Genomic DNA, 17,576 nt, shown 5'->3' on the forward strand with positions numbered 1-17,576 from the left:
TGAGCGAAGCGGGCAAAGGCGTCAATATGCAATCGAACGCAGGGGCTGCCCTGATCGGCCGGGGATGGCGGATCGGGCGGGGCAACGGGGCACTTCCCGATGTTTGATCCTGCGGTCAGGGAAATCAAGCCGCCCCGATGCAAGAATGGCGGCCAAACCGGGAGAGCCGATATGGCACTGGATCGCAAACCTTCGCCCAATGACCTCAACGCGTTCTGGATGCCGTTCACGGCCAATCGCCAGTTCAAGAAGAACCCGCGCATGTTCGTGGCGGCCAAGGACATGCATTACACCACCGCTGATGGTCGGCAGGTGCTGGATGGCACCGCGGGCCTGTGGTGCTGCAATGCCGGCCATTGCCGCCCGAAGATCACCGAGGCGATCCAGAAACAGGCGGCAGAGCTGGATTATGCGCCCGCCTTCCAGATGGGCCATCCGATCGCGTTCGAGCTGGCGAACCGCATCATCGATATCGCCCCCAAGGGGATCGAGCATGTCTTCTACACCAATTCCGGGTCGGAATCGGTGGAGACCGCGCTGAAGATGGCCATCGCCTATCACCGCGCGCGTGGTGAAGGGGCCCGCACCCGTCTGATCGGGCGCGAGCGCGGCTATCACGGGGTGAATTTCGGCGGTATCTCGGTCGGCGGCATCGTCGGCAACCGCAAGATGTTCGGAAGCCTGCTGACCGGCGTTGATCACCTGCCGCATACCCATCTGCCGCAGTTGAACGCCTATACCAAGGGTCAGCCGGAACATGGTGCCAATCTGGCCGATGATCTGGAACGGATCGTGGCGCTGCACGGGGCGGAAACCATCGCTGCTGTCATCGTTGAACCCATGGCGGGCTCCACCGGCGTGTTGATGCCGCCGAAGGGCTATCTGGAGAAACTGCGCGCCATCACCAAGAAGCACGGCATCCTGCTGATCTTTGATGAGGTGATCACCGGCTTCGGGCGTCTGGGCTCGGCCTTTGCCGCCCAGCATTTCGATGTGCTGCCCGATATGATGACCACCGCCAAGGGCCTGACAAACGGGGTGATCCCGATGGGCGCGGTGCTGACCACAGCGGAAGTGCATGATGCTTTCATGAACGGCCCCGAGCATATGATCGAGCTGTTCCACGGCTATACCTATTCCGGCAACCCGATTGCCTCGGCCGCAGGGATCGCTACGCTGGATACCTACAAGGAAGAAGGTCTGTTTGAACGCGCGGCAGAGCTGGAAACCTATTGGGGCGATGCGCTGCACAGCCTGAAGGGGCTGCCGCATGTGATCGACATCCGCAATATGGGCCTGATCGGCGCGGTGGAGCTGGAGCCGATTGCGGGGGAACCCACCAAGCGCGCCTTCTCGGCCTTCCTTGCCGCCTATGAGAAAGGCATCCTGATCCGCACCACCGGCGATATCATCGCCATGTCGCCGCCGCTTATCATCTCCAAATCCGAGATCGACGAGCTGATCGGCAAACTGGGCGATGTGCTGAAATCGCTGGCATGATCTATGACGGGCGCGCCGCAGGGTGCGCCCGTTTTCCTTTGGGGGCAAGGGGACGACAATGTGTGACGAGATGCGGCTGCAGGCCATGGCCACGCTGCTGATGGAGACCGAGCGGGTGAAGGTCTGGCGCTATGATTTCGAGCCGGGGGCGGAAACCGGCTGGCATGTGCATGGGCATGACTATGTCATCACCACGCTGACCGATTGCCCGTTGCGGCTGGAATTGTCCGATGGGGAAACGCGGGAAAGCTTCATCCCGGCAGGCAGCGCCTATTCGCGTCCGCAGGGCACCGCGCATAATGTGATCAATGCAGGTGATGCGGCGATGAGTTTCGTCGAGGTGGAGCTGAAGTGAGGTGCTGTCCCATTAGACGGGGTTGATCTGTCGTGTCAGTGCGGACCAGTCTGATCCGCTCCGTATGACCTGCTCCGCCCGTCCCGTGCCGCCTGATCTGTCCGGTCATATCCGGGAGCGCAGCGTCCGTATGCTGGCCATGCGCGGGGGCCGGCTTTGTCAATGCAATACAGGAACAGAATCCCGCCGGACGCCTGCTCCGATCCTTCATAGCCTGCTCCGCGTAGCCGGTGTGTAGAGCCTTATCGGGAAGACGTGATGTGGTTTGACCGGGCAGGGCCTTGCCGGGCGCGCTGGGCCATGGCTATCTGGCCTTCACCGGGCCTTTCCCCGGATCATTCCCGTTGAGGATCTGATGCGCCTTTTGCCCGTGCTGGCCCTGCCTGTTCTGACCTTGCCGCTGTTCACCCTTGGTCTGCCCGTGCAGGCGCAGGATCTGGTGACCTGTGCCACTTCCATGCGGGGCGAGGCGGTGACGTTCGCCTATGACCCGGAGATCGAGGGGCTGCAAGACAGTCTGACCCTGCGCCAGAAGCTGGCAGGTCTGCGCGGCGAGGCGATCACCTGCCCGGGGCTGGTGACGCTGCGCGCCTTCACGCCGGAACTGACCGATGCCGAACGCGCGCCGTTCTGCCTGCAATGGGACCGCAAGCTGGGCACCTATATCGGCTATGATCTGGGGGATCGGGACGGGTTCCTGACTTGCCGCACTGCGAAGAAGCAGTTCTGCCAGCGGGTGAACAGCTCCAAACAGACCGCCGGGCGCTGGGCAGGCATGACGAAGGATCTGGCCGTGGATGCCGGAACGGAAACCCTGTTGCACGCAACCGGCGTGGTCTCGGTCAAGGGCCCTGCGGCGGTGATCGGCGAACAGCTGGTGGGGATCGGTGCCACCGCAGTTGAAGGTGTGGGGATCGGGGCGGCGCTGGGCGCGGTCATGGTGACGGCGGTGGCGGTTGGCGGTGCCGTTTATGTCTGTTCAGATGAGGGGGCGGCACCTGCCGCGCTGGAAGCCGCGCCCGAACCGAAGCTGCGCCCGGGTGAGGTGGCCCCGGGATCCGAACTGCCCGAGGGCGAGAAGCGCATCACAGCAACCCCGATCCCGACACCGGGGGCCGTGCCGGATGAGGGGGACGCGGAACAGGCCGGGGCTGCGCCCCCGGTCATGGAGCCCCCGGCCGTGGACGGACCTGCGGGCGATGCGCCTGTGACCGAAGCGCCGCCGACAGACACACCGCCTTCTGTCCAGAACTGACGCAAGGCTCTGGGCGGCTGCATCGAGCGCCGCAACGTGGCGGAGGCTTGGGGATGGCTGCGATAGATCCGCGACGGACCCGCGGCAGACCAGAGGCAGGTCTGAGACTGAGGCGAGACCGGCCCGAGATTGGCCCGAGACTGGGGCAGAGATCCCGGTTATGGCGCGCCATTGTTCCATCTGTGAAACGCACCCTTCCTGAGCGCGTCCGCCCTCCGCCTAATCCCGCAAGGCACCAATGCCGCGCAGGATGATCTGCTTTACCGTCTCGGTCGCCTCGCGCCATTGCGCATCCGACAGCGGCTGGCCCGCGTTCAGTGTCTCGATCTGATGGCCGAAATCGGCGTAATGCTGGGTGGTGGCCCACAGCATGTAAAGCAGGTGTTCGGGATCGACCGGGGCCATCTGCCCCTCATCGATCCAGCGTTGGATCAGGGCGGCGCGCCCGCGCGTCCAGTCGCGCAGGGTGGTTTCCAGATAATCCTGAATGACCGGCGCACCATGCATCACCTCGGACGCCCAGACCTTGGAGCCGTCGGGGTGGCGGCGCGAGATGTCCATCTTGGCCTCGATATAGGCGCCCAGCCCCTCGGCGGGGGTATCGGCCCCGTCCATCGCCTCGGCCGCTTGCAGCCAGATCTCGAAAATATCCTGCACGACGCGGCGGTAAAGCTCTTCTTTCGTTGCAAAATAATAGTGCAGATTGGCCTTGGGCAGCCCCGCCAGATCGGCGATCAACTGCATGGTTGCGCCGCCAAACCCTGCCTCTGCAAAGACTTTTTCCGCTGCCCGCAAAATAAGCGCCTCATTCTGCGCGCGGATCTCGTTGCGTTTGAGCGGGCGGCTTGACGGGCGGGGGACCTCGGCCATGGGCGGGACGCTCCTTTCAAGACCAGAATTTTTATTGACCAGTTGGTCAGGAGGTATAGCCTTCCCCTTGACCATACGGTCAGGAAAAGATTCGCCGCAAGACCTGCAACAAGACGGGCCCCGCAAGGGATGCGGTGACAGGGAGAGCAAGCTGATGCCAGCACACGGAGAGAATCTTCGTATCAATTCCGCGCGGTTGTGGGACAGTCTGGAACGGATGGCCGAGATCGGCCCCGGCGTCGCGGGCGGCTGCAACCGTCAGACCCTGACCGATGCCGACAATGCGGGCCGCCATCTGTTCAAGGACTGGTGCGAGGCGGCAGGTATGACGATGGGCGTCGATACCATGGGCAATATGTTCTTCACCCGCCCCGGCACCGATCCCGATGCCTTGCCGGTCTATATGGGCAGCCATCTGGATACCCAGCCGACCGGCGGGCGCTATGACGGGGTGCTGGGCGTGCTTGGCGCGCTGGAGGTGGTGCGCAGCCTGAATGATCTGGGCGTGCAGACCCGCCACCCGATCGTGGTCACCAACTGGACCAATGAGGAAGGCGCGCGCTTTGCCCCGGCCATGCTGGCCTCGGGCGTTTTCGCGGGCATCCATACCGAAGATTACGCCAAAAGCCGCACCGATCTGGACGGCAAGGTGTTTGGCGACGAACTGGCGCGCATAGGCTGGGTCGGTGATGAGGTGGTCGGCGCGCGCAAGATGCACGCCATGCTGGAGCTGCATATCGAGCAGGGCCCGATCCTGGAGGCCGAGGGCAAGACCATCGGCGTCGTCACCCATGGCCAGGGCCTGTGGTGGCTTGAAATCACCCTGACCGGCAAGGATGCCCATACCGGATCGACGCCGATGAACATGCGGGTCAATGCGGGTCTCGGCATGGCGCGCATTACGGAGCGGGTGCACCAGATCGCGATGAGCCATCAGCCCGGTGCAGTCGGCGCGATCGGGCAGGTCAATGTCTTCCCCAATTCGCGCAATGTCATCCCGGGCAAGGTTGTCTTTACCGTCGATATCCGCAGCCCCGATCAGGGCAAGCTGGATGCGATGCGTGCCGAGGTGGAGCGCGCGGCGCAGGCCGTGGCGCTTGAGCTGGGCCTTGATTGCGCCATCGAGGCGGTCGGGCATTTCGATCCGGTGACCTTCGATCCGGGCTTGGTCGAGATCGTGCGCGCAAGCGCCGAGCGGCTGGGATATCCGCATATGGATATCATCTCGGGCGCGGGGCACGACGCCTGCTGGATCAACCGCGTGGCACCGACCGTGATGGTCATGTGCCCCTGTGTGGGCGGCCTGTCGCATAACGAGGCCGAGGAGATCAGCCCGGAATGGGCGGCAGCGGGCACGGATGTCTTGCTGCACGCAGTGCTGGACGTGGCGGGCGTGGTGTCCTGAGGGCAGGCCCCGGGGCGCTGCCCCGGACCCCGGGATATTTAGGAACAGATGAAATCGGGAGGGGATCATGGCCTCAACAGTGATCAAGGGCGGGACAGTGGTCACGGCGGACCTGTCCTATATGGCGGATGTGAAGGTTGAAGGCGGGGTGATCACCGAGATCGGCCCGAACCTTTCGGGAGATAAGGTTCTGGATGCGGCGGGATGCTTCATCATGCCGGGCGGGATTGATCCGCATACCCATCTGGAAATGCCTTTCATGGGCACTTATTCCGCCGATGATTTTGAAAGCGGCACCCGGGCGGCGCTGGCAGGTGGCACCACGATGGTGGTGGATTTCATTCTGCCGGGGCAGGGTCAGGGTCTGATGGATGCGGCCAAATCCTGGCACAACAAGACCACGCGCGCGCATTGTGATTACAGTTTCCACATGGCGATCACCTGGTGGGGCGAGGCGGTCTGGCAGGGCATGGAAGACAGCGTGAAGGCGGGGATCACCTCCTTCAAGCATTTCATGGCCTATAAGGGCGCGCTGATGGTCAATGATGACGAGATGTTCGCATCCTTCCGCCGGGTGGGCGATCTGGGCGGCCTGGCCATGGTCCACGCCGAGAACGGCGATGTGGTGGCGGAGCTGACCGCAAAGCTGCTGGCCGAGGGCAACAATGGCCCCGAAGGCCACGCCTATTCCCGCCCGCCGCAGGTGGAGGGCGAGGCCACCAACCGCGCCATCATGATCGCCGATATGGCGGGTGTGCCGCTTTATGTGGTGCATACCTCCTGTGAGGAGGCGCATGAGGCCATTCGCCGGGCGCGTCAGGCGGGCAAGCGGGTCTGGGGCGAGCCCCTGATCCAGCATCTGACGCTGGATGACAGCGAATATTTCCATGCCGACTGGGATCATGCGGCGCGGCGCGTCATGTCGCCGCCCTTCCGCGACAAGGCGCATCAGGCCAGCCTCTGGGCCGGGTTGCAATCGGGCAGCCTGTCTTGCGTGGCGACCGACCATTGCGCCTTCACCACCGATCAGAAACGCTATGGCGTGGGGGATTTCTCGAAGATCCCGAACGGCACCGGCGGGCTTGAGGACCGGATGCCGATGCTCTGGACGCATGGGGTGAATACCGGGCGCCTGACACCGAATGAGTTCGTGGCGGTGACCAGCACCAATATCGCGAAGATCCTGAACCTTTACCCGAAAAAGGGCGCGGTTCTGGTGGGGGCCGACGCCGATCTGGTGGTCTGGGATCCGGCGAAGGAAAAGACCATCTCGGCCAGGGCGCAGCAATCCAGCATCGATTACAACGTCTTCGAGGGGCAGGCGGTGAAGGGCCTGCCGCGCTTTACCCTGACACGCGGCCATGTGGCTGTGCAGGATGGCGAGATGCGCGGGCAGGAGGGCCATGGCCAGTTTGTCGGACGCGCGGCGCGCCCGGCGGTGAACCGGGCGCTCTCGGCCTGGAAAGACCTGACCGCACCGCGCCCGGTTCAGCGCAGCGGTATCCCGGCGACCGGGGTGTGACGCTGGATGGGCGCGCGTGGTTCTGCCTGCGGGCAGTCACGTTGCGGGACAAGGGTCAGGAGCGGGGGCGCAAAAGAAATCTCTTCCTGCTCCGCCCATGAGGCGAAGGTGGCTTTGGTGTTCATGATATCCTCCCTGAATGCGTGATGATGCGGGGGATTGGTGACAGAGATATGAAGAGCAGGGGACAGACCCCTGCCGGCGGGGTGGAATGACGGACGCAAAACCCAAGGCGGTGATCGAGGCGAGGGGGCTGGATCTGGTGTTCCAGACCGCCGACGGTCCGGTTCAGGCCCTGCGCGACGTGAACCTGAGCATCGGCAAGGGTGAATTTGTCAGCTTCATCGGGCCATCGGGCTGCGGCAAGACCACATTTCTGCGCTGTATTGCGGCGCTGGAACATCCGACGGGCGGCAGCCTGACGGTGAACGGCATGACTCCCGACGAGGCGCGTCGGAGCCGCGCCTATGGCTATGTGTTTCAGGCGGCGGGGCTTTACCCCTGGCGCAGCATTGCCGGCAATATCCGCCTGCCGCTGGAGATCATGGGGTTCTCGCGCGAGGAGCAGGACCGCCGGGTGCGCGAGGTGCTGCAACTGGTGGAGCTGGACAATTTCGGCAAGAAATTTCCGTGGCAGCTGTCGGGGGGGATGCAACAGCGCGCCTCGATCGCGCGGGCCTTGGCCTTTGACGCCGATATCCTGCTGATGGATGAGCCCTTCGGCGCGCTGGATGAGATCGTGCGCGACCGGCTGAATGAGGAATTGCTGAAACTTTGGGCGCGGACCGGCAAGACCATCGGCTTTGTCACCCATTCCATCCCGGAGGCGGTCTATCTCTCGACCAAGATCGTGGTGATGTCGCCGCGCCCGGGCCGGATCACCGATGTGATCGACAGCCCGCTGCCGCGCGAGCGGCCTTTGGATATTCGTGACAGCCGGGAATTCATCGAAATCTCGCATCGGGTGCGCGAAGGTTTGCGGGCGGGGCATGGCGATGAAGTGTGACCCTGTCATCCGCCGTGGCAGGGGGGCGCTCGCGCCCCCTCTTGCGCCTTTGGCGCAATTCACCCCCCGAGGATATTTCGGGGCAGAAAATGCCGGCAGGCCCGGGGATGCGACGACCGGGCGCGGGGATGATCTTCGGGGAGGGCAATATGCGTAGCATTTTGCCGATCCTGACCGTTCTGCTGGCGATTGTCGGGATCTGGTATCTGGCGGCGATCTGGATGAATGCGACCTGGGTGCGCGATCAGGCGGCGCGCGACGGGCGCGAGGTCGCATTTTCCGAGCTTGTGGTGGAGACGCTGGGGCAGGAGCGCCCGGTTCTGCCTGCGCCGCATCAGGTGGCGAAGGGGCTGTATGATGGCCTTTTCGGGCAAAAGGTGACCTCGAAACGCTCGCTGGTCTATCATGCCTGGGTGACGCTTTCGGCAACCTTGCTGGGTTTTGCCTTCGGGTCGGCTGCGGGCATCCTGCTGGCGGTCGGTATCGTCTATAACCGGGCGATGGATCTGAGCGTGATGCCCTGGGCGATTGCCAGCCAGACCATCCCGATCCTGGCCATCGCGCCGATGATTATCGTGGTGCTGAACAGCCTTGGGGTGACCGGCATCGTGCCGAAGGCGATCATCTCGGCCTATCTGTCCTTCTTCCCGGTTGTGGTTGGCATGGTGAAGGGTCTGCGCAGCCCCGATGCGATGCAGCTGGATCTGTTGCGCACATGGAATGCCAGCGATGTGCAGAGCTTCGCAAAACTGCGGCTGCCGGCCTCCATGCCCTATCTCTTTGCCTCATTGAAGGTTGGCGTTGCGGCCTCGCTGGTGGGCACCATCGTCGGCGAATTGCCGACCGGCGCCGTGGCGGGGCTTGGCTCGCGCCTGCTGTCGGGCAGCTATTACGGCCAGACGGTGCAGATCTGGGCGGCTTTATTCGCCGCGGCCATTCTGGCCGCCTCGCTCGTGGCCCTGATCGGCTGGGCGGAGCGGCTGACCCTGAAACGGATGGGGCTTGCACGATGAGGGGGCTTTTCTTCATGGCCGTGCTGACCGGGGCAGGGTTTGCGGTGGATGTGCGGCTTGGGCTGATGGCGATGGTCTGGTTCGGCTTCTGGCTGATCAATGCGGGCCTGTCGGAAAGCCGCAGCCCCTGGGCGCGGCGCATCGTGCCGCTGATCTTTGGCGTCACGCTGCTGCTCCTGTGGGAAATGGCGGCGAGGCTGTTCGGGATCAGCCGGGTGATCCTGCCTGCGCCATCGGATATCTGGGCACAGATCGGGCAAAGCCTGCCGATCCTCTGGGCGGATTTTCTGCAGACCTTCATCAAGGGCGCGCTCAGCGGCTATCTGATCGGTTGCGGGGCTGCGGTGGCGGTCGCGGTGCTGATCGACCGCTCGCCGTTCCTGCAGCGCGGGCTTCTGCCGGTCGGCAATTTCGTGGCGGCCTTGCCGATTGTCGGCATCGCACCGATCATGGTGATGTGGTTCGGGTTCGACTGGCATTCCAAGGCGGCGGTGGTGGTCATTATGGTGTTCTTCCCGGTGCTGGTGAACATGGTGGCGGGGCTCAAGGCCACCGATGCCATGCAGCGCGACCTGATGGCGACCTATTCGGCCAGCTACTGGCAAAGCCTGTTCAAGCTGCGCCTGCCTGCCGCCATGCCTTTCCTGTTCAACGGCCTCAAGATCGCGACCACTCTGGCGCTGATCGGGGCCATCGTTGCCGAATTTTTCGGCAGTCCCATCGTCGGCATGGGCTTTCGCATCACGGCAGAGATCGGGCGGCTTGGCCTGCCGATGATCTGGGCCGAGATTGCGGTGGCAGCCCTTGCCGGTTCGGCCTTCTACGGCGCAGTCGCGCTGATCGAGAAGCGGGTGACCTTCTGGCACCCGTCGCAACGGCACTAGGACAGAACGGAGAACCGGGCATTATCAGAACTGGGCACTAACGGAACCGGGCACAGACAGAACGGGGCGAATCCCGACAACCTGCCCAAACACATGGAGGTACTGGACGATGAAATTTCTGATGACGGCAACGACTGCAATGGCCATGGCGCTTGGTGCGGGGGCGCTTGCCACCGGCGCCGCGCAGGCCGAAGATGTCACGCTGCAGTTGAAATGGGTCACGCAGGCCCAGTTCGCAGGCTATTATGTGGCCAAGGACAAGGGCTTTTATGAGGAAGAGGGCCTGAATGTCACCATCCTGCCCGGTGGCCCGGATGTGGCGCCGACCCAGGTGATTGCAGGCGGTGGTGCCGATGTGGTGGTGGACTGGATGCCTTCGGCGCTGGCGGCCCGCGAAAAGGGTCTGGCGCTGGTCAATATCGCGCAGCCCTACAAATCATCGGGCATGATGCTGACCTGCATGAAGGATAGCGGCGTGGCGACACCTGCCGATTTCAAGGGCAAGACGCTGGGCGTCTGGTTCGGCGGCAATGAATACCCGTTCCTGAACTGGATGAACAAGCTGGGCCTGAAGACCGATGGCAGCGATGTGACGGTATTGAAACAGGGCTTCAACGTCGATCCGCTGCTGCAAAAGCAGGCGGCCTGCATCTCGACCATGACCTATAACGAGTATTGGCAGGTGATCGATGCGGGTGTGAAGCCCGAGGATCTGATCACCTTCAAATATGAAGATGAGGGCGTGGCCACGCTGGAAGACGGCCTTTACGTCATGGAAGACAAGCTGAAAGATCCGGCCTTTGAAGACAAGATGGTGAAATTCGTCCGCGCCAGCATGAAAGGCTGGAAATATGCGGAAGAAAACGCCGATGAGGCCGCGATGATCGTGCTGGAGAATGACGAGACCGGCGCCCAGACCGAAAGCCATCAGAAGCGCATGATGGGTGAGGTAGCGAAACTGACCGCAGGCTCCAATGGCACGCTGGACCCCGCCGATTACGAACGCACGGTGGCGGCGTTGATGTCGGGCGGGTCGGACCCGGTGATCACCAAGGCACCGGAAGGGGCATGGACGCATCAGATCTCGGACAAGGCGCTGAACTGAAGCGCCGAGCCGAGGCCTGATGCTCAACCGCTGAACAGCGCCTGAGATGCGCCGCCCCGAATATGGGTGGTGAATTGCGCGCAAAAACCGACAGGCCGGGGCTATCCCGGCCTGTTTGCTTTGACGGACAAGCAGCGGGAATAGCTGTCGATTTCGGGCTTTGTAAACTTTACCGCCATCTGTAAATTCTGGGGTGGAGGTGACCGATGCCCTTGAACGAGTTGACCGGAAGCCGGGTGCGGGAGCGCCGCTTGGCGCTTGGGTTGCGACAGGCCGATCTGGCGCGCGACTGCGGTATCTCGGCATCCTACCTCAACCTGATCGAACATAATCGCCGCCGGCCAACCGGCGAGTTGCTGTTACGGCTGGCGGCGCGGCTGGGGGTAGAACCCGGCGCGTTGGCCGAAGGGGCCGCCAGTGGCTTTGCCGAAAGCCTGCGTGCCGTGGCGGGAGAGCCGGGCTTTGAGGCGGCCGAACTGGACCGGCTTGAGGAGTTTCAGGGCCGCTTTCCCGGCTGGGCGGGGGTGACGGCCGGTCTTTATGCCCGCGTCGGCCAACTGGAACGCGCGGTGGCCGCATTGAACGACCGCATCGCCCATGACCCGCATCTGGATGCGGCGCTGCACGAGGTGCTGTCGGCGGTCAGTTCGGTGCGCTCCACCGCCGGTATTCTGGCCGAGACCGAGGATATCGACCCTGACTGGCAGCGCCGCTTCCACAAAAACCTTTATGCCGATAGCGAACGGCTTGCGAGCGGGGCAGAGTCTCTGGTCACCTATCTGGCGGGATCGGGCAGCGATGCGGCAGCGGGCAGCGTGACCCCGGAGGAGGAACTGGATCAGTGGCTGGCCGCGCAGGATTGGCAGTTGAGCGCGGCAGGTCCGGCGGAACTGGCACAGATCGCGTCGCAGTCGGCGCGCGATCAAGCGATGCGGCTGGTGGATCAGGCGCGCGAGGATGCCGCCGCTCTGCCGGAGCCTGCCTTCAGCCAGATGATGGAGGCCTGCGCAGGCGATCCCCTGTTGCTGGCGGCGCATTTTGGCGTGCCGGTGCTGGCGGTGATGCGGCGCATCGTGACGCGGCCTGGCGCGGGCGAGGGGCTGGTGATCTGCGACGGGGCGGGGGCCTTGACCTTTCGCAAGCCCGCTGCGGGATTTCGACCGCCCCGCATCGGGGCGGCTTGCGCGATCTGGCCGCTATTTGCCGCCCTGTCCCGCCCGTCACAGCCGGTTGCAGCCGAGATCACGCTGGCCGGCCGGCGTGGCGAGCGTTTCGCAGCTTTCGCTTGGGGCGAGGCGCGCCATCCATCGGGCTTTGCCGGGCCGGAAGTGCGGCAGGCGGGGATGTTGCTGCGCCCGATGCTGCCGGGACCCGGGCCTGCATTGCGGGTGGGGGCCAGTTGCCGGATCTGCCCTGAGGCCGAATGCCCGGCGCGGCGCGAGGCATCGGTTCTGGGGTGAAGCCCGGATGAAGGCCGATGGTTAAAGGTCGATGGAATCATTGGGGGGCGTCGCGGGCGAGGGCGGCCCCGCATCATCGCCCGGCAGATCGGCGGGAGGCGGCGCACCCGCCTTGCGACGGATCAGGATATCGCCATTGGGCAGCCGCTCGGGCGTCTCGTAATTCTTGAAGTCGCCCATCAGGGTGATGAGCTTTTCAAACTCCGGCTGCATCGCTTTCAGCGCATCCTGCATCTGGCCGACCTCGGGGCCGACCTCGTCAATCAGCCCACGCAGAAACATTTCCACCCCGCGCTCCATCAGCCCGGGTTCCTCGTTGCTGTCCTGCGCCTGCGCCGGAAATGGGGAAAGCAGCGGCATCAGGCAAAGTCCTGCGATCTTCAGCGGTGTGGTGATCTGGTGATACATCCCGTGGCCCCTCTGTGATGGGCAGAATATGGGAATGCGGGCTGCGGGATCAAAGGGGAAAGCGCAGGCGTCCAGATCAGATCCGCGCGCGATCGGCGCGATCCAGCCGCAAATCCAGGGTGACCGGGAAGTGATCGGATGCCGTCAGCAACGCATCACGCAGTTCCGGCACCTTCCAGCAAGCCGGGTCATTCAACGGATGCCAGATCCGCCAATCCTGCGCCGTAGTGCCGGACCGCAGCCGGGCCGAGACCATGATGAAATCCAGCAGAGCCTCGAAATACCGCTCCAACCCATTGTTCCAGAACCGTGCCGTGGTCGGCTGCAACCGGCTTTTCAGCGCCATATCGGCATGGGGATCATAAAGTTGCGTCTCGGGCGGGCAGCCCATGCCCATCACCACCTCGACGCCGGAATATCCGAACAGACGTTCGAACTCATCCAGCCCGGGTCCATCGTTGAAATCGCCCATCACGATCAGATCATCGCCTGCGGCCAGTTGATCTTCGATGCGACGGCGCAGCCAGAGACATTCCGCCAATTGCTTGCGGCGGTTCTCGATGGCGATGCGGCTGGCCTCTGCCGGATTGCGCGCGCCATGGGGGGCCTTGGATTTCACATGCACCCCGATCAGCCGCAACTTGTGGCCACGGCTCAGCAATTCCAGTTCCAGCGGTGGCTTGGAAGGGCGGATCGGCTCTGGCTGACCATCGCCGTTCAGGTCGTGATGGAAGGTGCCGTCAAAGCGCGGATTGCCCTGCGGATCATGGCGGACCTGCATATGATCTGGATTGAACAGGAATGTGATCTCCTGTTCGGTTTCGGACTTGAATCCGCTCACCGCGCGGGTCGTCGCAAGGCCATAGCGACGGGCAAAGTTCTCCAGCGCGCGGACCGAATTGCGCTTGCCATTGGTGTCGGGGGCCTCGATTACCATGATGCCATCCGCCTGCATTGCGGTCATGACGATGGCGATGGCGGCCAGTTGATCGCCCCGCGTCACGCCATGGCGATGGGCGGGCTGATGATCCTCTTGCGGGCGGTCCAGATCATCGAACAGCGCGGTGAACCATTCGATATTCCAGCTGGCAAGACGAAGCAGATTCCGCGGACGGACGGGATCGGTCGGGCGCAGCGCGATCACACTCATGCCGCCTCGCGGGCCGAGATTTCCTCCCAAGCGGAGTTGACGGCGATCAGCCGTTGTTGCGCCAAGTCCACCGCGTCGGCGGGCACGCCGCGCGCCACCAGCCGGTCGGGATGGTTGTCGCGCACCGCAATCTTCCAGGCGGCACGGGCATCTTCCAGCGAGGCCCCTGGCGCAAGACCCAGCACATCATAGGGGTCGCGCGGCGCATCGGGCACATGGCGGGCGCGGATGGCGCGGAAACAGGCCTCGCCCACGCCAAAGATCTTGGCGACCTCGTTCAAAAAGGCGTCTTCCGCCGGATGATAATCGCCATCTGCCACCGAGACATGGAACAGCCCTTCCAGAATGTCGGTCAGAACCCGGCTGTCGCCCTGAAACATCGTGCGGATCTTGCGGGCATAGGCGTCATAGCCCGCGACATCCTGCCGGGCGAGGTTGAAGACGCGCGCGGCATTGGCCTCCTCCTCAGGCGGCACATGAAACACCTCGCGGAAGGCCGCGACCTCGTTTCGGGTCACCGCTCCATCGGCCTTTGCCATCTTGGCACCAAGCGCAATCACAGCAATGGTGAAGGCGACCGTGCGTTCCGGGCAGGCTTCGGGCGGGCTGCGCAGACGGTCAAAGACGGCGCTCAGGCTTTCGCCCTGCGCCAATGCGGCAATCGCCTCGAAGATGCGGGTCCAGATCGACATGGGCATGAGAATAGCGGGGAAAGCCCAAGCTGTCAGGTCAAGATTTCTTGTATGCCTGGCTCATGTTAGGCGTTTATTGCAAGGGTTTATGCATGAGCCACAGGTCCCAGTCGCGGCCGAACTTTCGGCCCGCGCCGGGCAGGGTGCCGCTGGGGCGATATCCGATCGCCTGATGGAAGGCGCGCCCTTCCGGGTTGCCGCCCGAGACTGCGGCCACCATGAGCCGATGTCCGGCGGCCCGGGCGTGATCTTCCACCGCCTGCATCAAGTGCCGCCCCAGACCTTGCCCCCGCGCCGCCTCAGACAGAATGATCGTATGCTCCATGCAGCCGGTATAGCCATTGCCACCCCGAAACTGGCAATAGGAGGCAAAGCCCACGGGCTGATCGGCGATCAGCGCGGTAAAGCTGCCAAAGCCCGCCGCATCGCGGCTGGCCAGCCAGTCGCGCATTGCGGGTTCAGACTTTTCCTCAGAGGAAAAGGTGACCAGTGTGTCGCGGATCATCGGGTTCCAGAAGGCCCGGATCGCCTCAAGATCGGCCAGTTGCATCGCGCGGATCATCGCAGCAGCCTTGTGCCATGCGGGGTGGAGAACGTGGCTTGCATCGCGGGCGCGCCCGCGGCGATCACCACGCGCGGATCGGCAAAGCCGCCAAGCGCCCGTTGAAGCGCCTGCGGGTCCGGAGTTGCGATCTCCAGCCGAGTCAAGCGGGCTCCGCTGTCGGGCAGGCGTTGTGCCGGATGCGCGCTGCCCTGCCATTGGATCAGGGCCGGAAAGCTGCCGGCATGGGGCAGGATGCCACTTTCCGGCACCGCCATGCGCCAGCGCAGATCCCCGCGCGCCAGATCCAGCACGCGCCCGGCCTCTGGCGGGGCCGCATCCAGATCGGCGCGGCAAATCCATGTCGTCAGCCGCGGCGGGCCCTGAAAGCGATCCAGATCGAACCAGCGCGGAAAGGACGGGGCGACGGCGGCGGGGTCGATCGCGATCACTTCAAGATAATCGGGCCCAAGCCCCATCAGCCGGTTATGCGTGCCCATCAGCGGATGTTGCCCGCCGCCCGCAAGGGGCAGGCCAAGCGCCGCCTCGACATGTGCCACGCCTTCGGCCAGCGTCATGGCCGACACCGCGATGTGATCCAGCGCCGCGATCATTGCGGGGGCCATTCAGGCGTCTTCCTCATGCCTTGCTGCGCCGTTATCCAGCGTGATCTTCGGCGTGGCCTTCAGCGCCTGCACCAGTGCGCTGAACCGCGATTGCGCAACCTCGCCCATCAGGCCGGTGCCAAGCGCGGTCAGCCGCAATTCCAGCACCCGTTTCTTCGGTGACCAATGCAGGCTGCCCGCCTGTTCCGGCTCATCGGTGGAGAACATGGCCCCAAAGCGCATCGCCTTGCCCAGAACCTCGGCCTCCATCAACTCATCGTCGTTCAGAAGCCGGAACAGTGGCTCCATCCGGCTGCCGCTGCGGCTGTTCTTGTAGCGATGAAGCAGCGCCAGCCCAAGGAACACCCGCCCCGGATGATCCAACCCGCCCAGATTGGCGCGGGTCGCATTGTCAAAACAGGCTTCAGCCCGGTAATCGGGATGCGCGCGCCAGGTCGTGTCATGCAGCAGACAGGCGGCCTTGATCAGCCGGTGCCGCTCTGGCGGGCTGGATTTGAACAGCGGCGCAATGAAATTATAGAGCTTCTTGCCAAAGCCCGGAATACGGGCCTGTGCAGCCTCGGCCGCGCGCGCCGCCTCGATCAGCGGATCGCGGCTGCGCAGCTTTTCCGACATCTGCTCGAACAGCATCCCTTCGCGGATGCCGTAAGAGGAAATATCGATTTCGGAAGGGTTGAAGATATCGACCAGCTCGCGCAGCACTTCTGAGGCCAGTGGCACCAGTTCCATCCGCTCGGCCGAGGTGCCGGTGCGGGCGCGCAGCAGGCCAAGGTCGGAGGTCGCGATCCAGTCCAGCGTGTCGATCACCGATTTCGGCGTCATGCGATATTCATGCAGCACGGTCAGCGGATAGGCGCGCCGCTCCATATCCAGCCGGGCGATGACGCGCCATGAACCGCCGACCAGATAGATCCGTTCATTGGTCGATTTCAGATCGCCCTGCAGCGATTTGAGAATCGCCCGGATGTGATCGCGTCGCTTCTTCGGGCCACCCTGCACCTGTTGCAGCCGGAAAGGCCCCAGGGCCGAGGTGGCACGGCGTCCGACCTTGCCATCGCCGATCCGCGCCAGTTCCATCGAGTTGCCGCCGATGTCGCACACGATGCCGCGCGCATCAGGCCAGCCCAGCAGCACGCCTTGCGCGGAAAGCCGGGCCTCTTCATCGCCGTCGATCACCCAGATCTTCAGCCCGGTTTCGCGCTGAACCAGTTCCTGAAACGCGGGGCCATCCTTCGCTTCGCGCATGGCGGCGGTGGCGACCACCGTCATCGGATGCACATTCATCCCCTGCGCCAGCAGCGCAAAGCGCCGCAGTGCCGCCAGGGCCCGTTTCGCGCCTTCGGGGTTCAGCAACCCGGTTTCGGCCAAGCCCTTGCCCAGACCCGCCATGACCTTTTCGTTGTAGAAATAGGCTGGTGACCGCGCCGCGCCGTCAAACACCACCATCCTGACCGAGTTTGACCCGACATCGATCACACCGACCCGGCGCAAGGCCCGGGCAGAGGGGTCCTCGAACAACGGTTGGCCGAAGGGGCCGGTGTCGTCATGGGGGCCGGTCTCTTCATGGGGATCGTGCTGGGCGGCCATGCTGGTCCTTTCGCGATCTGGTCGCAATCTGGCGCGAAGATGGGCGAAACCGGGGGGCGGGGTCAAGCGCTGCCGCGCAGCAAGCATGGCGCGATTCCCCGGGGCGCGGCAATTGGCAGCAGGGCAGTTCCCGGTTGACGCAGGACGGAAACGCGGGCGGACCCGTTTGCGTTCATCTGTTCACAGATACCGAAAGA

The 17,576-nt window shown here is 63.9% G+C and carries 17 protein-coding genes; 10 read left to right on the forward strand and 7 right to left on the reverse strand.

Annotated features, from left to right (window positions below; genetic code table 11):
* Window positions 1-171 precede the first annotated feature (171 nt).
* The 3 genes from GBJ34_RS10335 to GBJ34_RS10345 all read left to right on the forward strand — a co-directional run bounded on the left by GBJ34_RS10335 (window position 172) and on the right by GBJ34_RS10345 (window position 3,110).
* Window positions 172-1,500 carry an aspartate aminotransferase family protein gene (locus GBJ34_RS10335; RefSeq protein ID WP_151719198.1) on the forward strand — a complete coding sequence of 443 codons (1,329 nt, stop codon included), beginning with the start codon at window positions 172-174 and terminating at the stop codon, window positions 1,498-1,500.
* A 58-nt stretch (window positions 1,501-1,558) separates the two neighbouring features.
* Window positions 1,559-1,855 (forward strand): cupin domain-containing protein, encoded by a 297-nt coding sequence (locus GBJ34_RS10340; RefSeq protein ID WP_151719199.1) that lies wholly within the window; start codon window positions 1,559-1,561, stop codon window positions 1,853-1,855.
* 355 nt (window positions 1,856-2,210) lie between these two features.
* Window positions 2,211-3,110, forward strand: coding sequence for a hypothetical protein (locus GBJ34_RS10345; protein ID WP_151719200.1), 900 nt, complete (start codon window positions 2,211-2,213; stop codon window positions 3,108-3,110).
* 219 nt (window positions 3,111-3,329) lie between these two features.
* Here the strand turns inward: GBJ34_RS10345 and GBJ34_RS10350 are convergent, their stop codons facing one another.
* Window positions 3,330-3,980, reverse strand: coding sequence for a TetR/AcrR family transcriptional regulator (locus tag GBJ34_RS10350; protein WP_151719201.1), 651 nt, complete (start codon window positions 3,978-3,980; stop codon window positions 3,330-3,332).
* 154 nt (window positions 3,981-4,134) lie between these two features.
* Here GBJ34_RS10350 and GBJ34_RS10355 point away from each other — a divergent pair, with 154 nt between their 5' ends.
* From GBJ34_RS10355 to GBJ34_RS10385, 7 genes are all read left to right on the forward strand, one after another.
* Window positions 4,135-5,385 (forward strand): Zn-dependent hydrolase, encoded by a 1,251-nt coding sequence (locus GBJ34_RS10355; protein WP_151719202.1) that lies wholly within the window; start codon window positions 4,135-4,137, stop codon window positions 5,383-5,385.
* A 67-nt stretch (window positions 5,386-5,452) separates the two neighbouring features.
* Window positions 5,453-6,907, forward strand: a complete 1,455-nt coding sequence (gene hydA, locus GBJ34_RS10360) for a dihydropyrimidinase (protein WP_151719203.1) — start codon at window positions 5,453-5,455, stop codon at window positions 6,905-6,907.
* Between the two features lie 211 nt (window positions 6,908-7,118).
* Window positions 7,119-7,913, forward strand: a complete 795-nt coding sequence (locus GBJ34_RS10365) for an ABC transporter ATP-binding protein (protein WP_151719204.1) — start codon at window positions 7,119-7,121, stop codon at window positions 7,911-7,913.
* A 149-nt stretch (window positions 7,914-8,062) separates the two neighbouring features.
* Window positions 8,063-8,926 carry an ABC transporter permease gene (locus GBJ34_RS10370; RefSeq protein ID WP_151719205.1) on the forward strand — a complete coding sequence of 288 codons (864 nt, stop codon included), beginning with the start codon at window positions 8,063-8,065 and terminating at the stop codon, window positions 8,924-8,926.
* On the forward strand, window positions 8,923-9,810 hold the full coding sequence (locus GBJ34_RS10375) for an ABC transporter permease (protein WP_404811420.1): 888 nt from the start codon (window positions 8,923-8,925) through the stop codon (window positions 9,808-9,810). Before GBJ34_RS10370 ends, GBJ34_RS10375 begins: the two co-directional genes overlap by 4 nt.
* Window positions 9,811-9,931: 121 nt before the next feature.
* A complete protein-coding gene (locus tag GBJ34_RS10380) occupies window positions 9,932-10,915 on the forward strand; it encodes an ABC transporter substrate-binding protein (RefSeq protein WP_404811421.1) in 984 nt (327 codons plus the stop codon).
* Window positions 10,916-11,121: 206 nt separating this feature from the next.
* Window positions 11,122-12,375, forward strand: coding sequence for a helix-turn-helix transcriptional regulator (locus tag GBJ34_RS10385; protein WP_151719206.1), 1,254 nt, complete (start codon window positions 11,122-11,124; stop codon window positions 12,373-12,375).
* 21 nt (window positions 12,376-12,396) lie between these two features.
* Here GBJ34_RS10385 and GBJ34_RS10390 read toward each other — a convergent pair whose 3' ends face one another.
* From GBJ34_RS10390 to GBJ34_RS10415, 6 genes are all read right to left on the reverse strand, one after another.
* A complete protein-coding gene (locus tag GBJ34_RS10390; protein ID WP_192931185.1) occupies window positions 12,397-12,783 on the reverse strand; it encodes an AAA+ family ATPase in 387 nt (128 codons plus the stop codon).
* 76 nt (window positions 12,784-12,859) lie between these two features.
* On the reverse strand, window positions 12,860-13,933 hold the full coding sequence (locus GBJ34_RS10395; RefSeq protein WP_151719207.1) for an endonuclease/exonuclease/phosphatase family protein: 1,074 nt from the start codon (window positions 13,931-13,933) through the stop codon (window positions 12,860-12,862).
* On the reverse strand, window positions 13,930-14,625 hold the full coding sequence (locus GBJ34_RS10400; protein ID WP_151719342.1) for a molecular chaperone DjiA: 696 nt from the start codon (window positions 14,623-14,625) through the stop codon (window positions 13,930-13,932). Before GBJ34_RS10400 ends, GBJ34_RS10395 begins: the two co-directional genes overlap by 4 nt.
* 73 nt (window positions 14,626-14,698) lie before the next feature.
* Window positions 14,699-15,187 carry a GNAT family N-acetyltransferase gene (locus GBJ34_RS10405; RefSeq protein ID WP_151719208.1) on the reverse strand — a complete coding sequence of 163 codons (489 nt, stop codon included), beginning with the start codon at window positions 15,185-15,187 and terminating at the stop codon, window positions 14,699-14,701.
* On the reverse strand, window positions 15,184-15,777 hold the full coding sequence (locus GBJ34_RS10410; RefSeq protein ID WP_151719343.1) for a VOC family protein: 594 nt from the start codon (window positions 15,775-15,777) through the stop codon (window positions 15,184-15,186). The genes GBJ34_RS10405 and GBJ34_RS10410 overlap by 4 nt, the downstream gene beginning before the upstream one ends.
* Window positions 15,778-15,792: 15 nt before the next feature.
* Window positions 15,793-17,379 (reverse strand): Ppx/GppA family phosphatase, encoded by a 1,587-nt coding sequence (locus GBJ34_RS10415; protein WP_151719209.1) that lies wholly within the window; start codon window positions 17,377-17,379, stop codon window positions 15,793-15,795.
* Window positions 17,380-17,576: the final 197 nt, after the last annotated feature.

The sequence above is a fragment of the Gemmobacter serpentinus genome, from assembly GCF_008973825.1.
In the GTDB taxonomy this organism is placed as follows: Bacteria; Pseudomonadota; Alphaproteobacteria; order Rhodobacterales; family Rhodobacteraceae; genus Gemmobacter; species Gemmobacter serpentinus.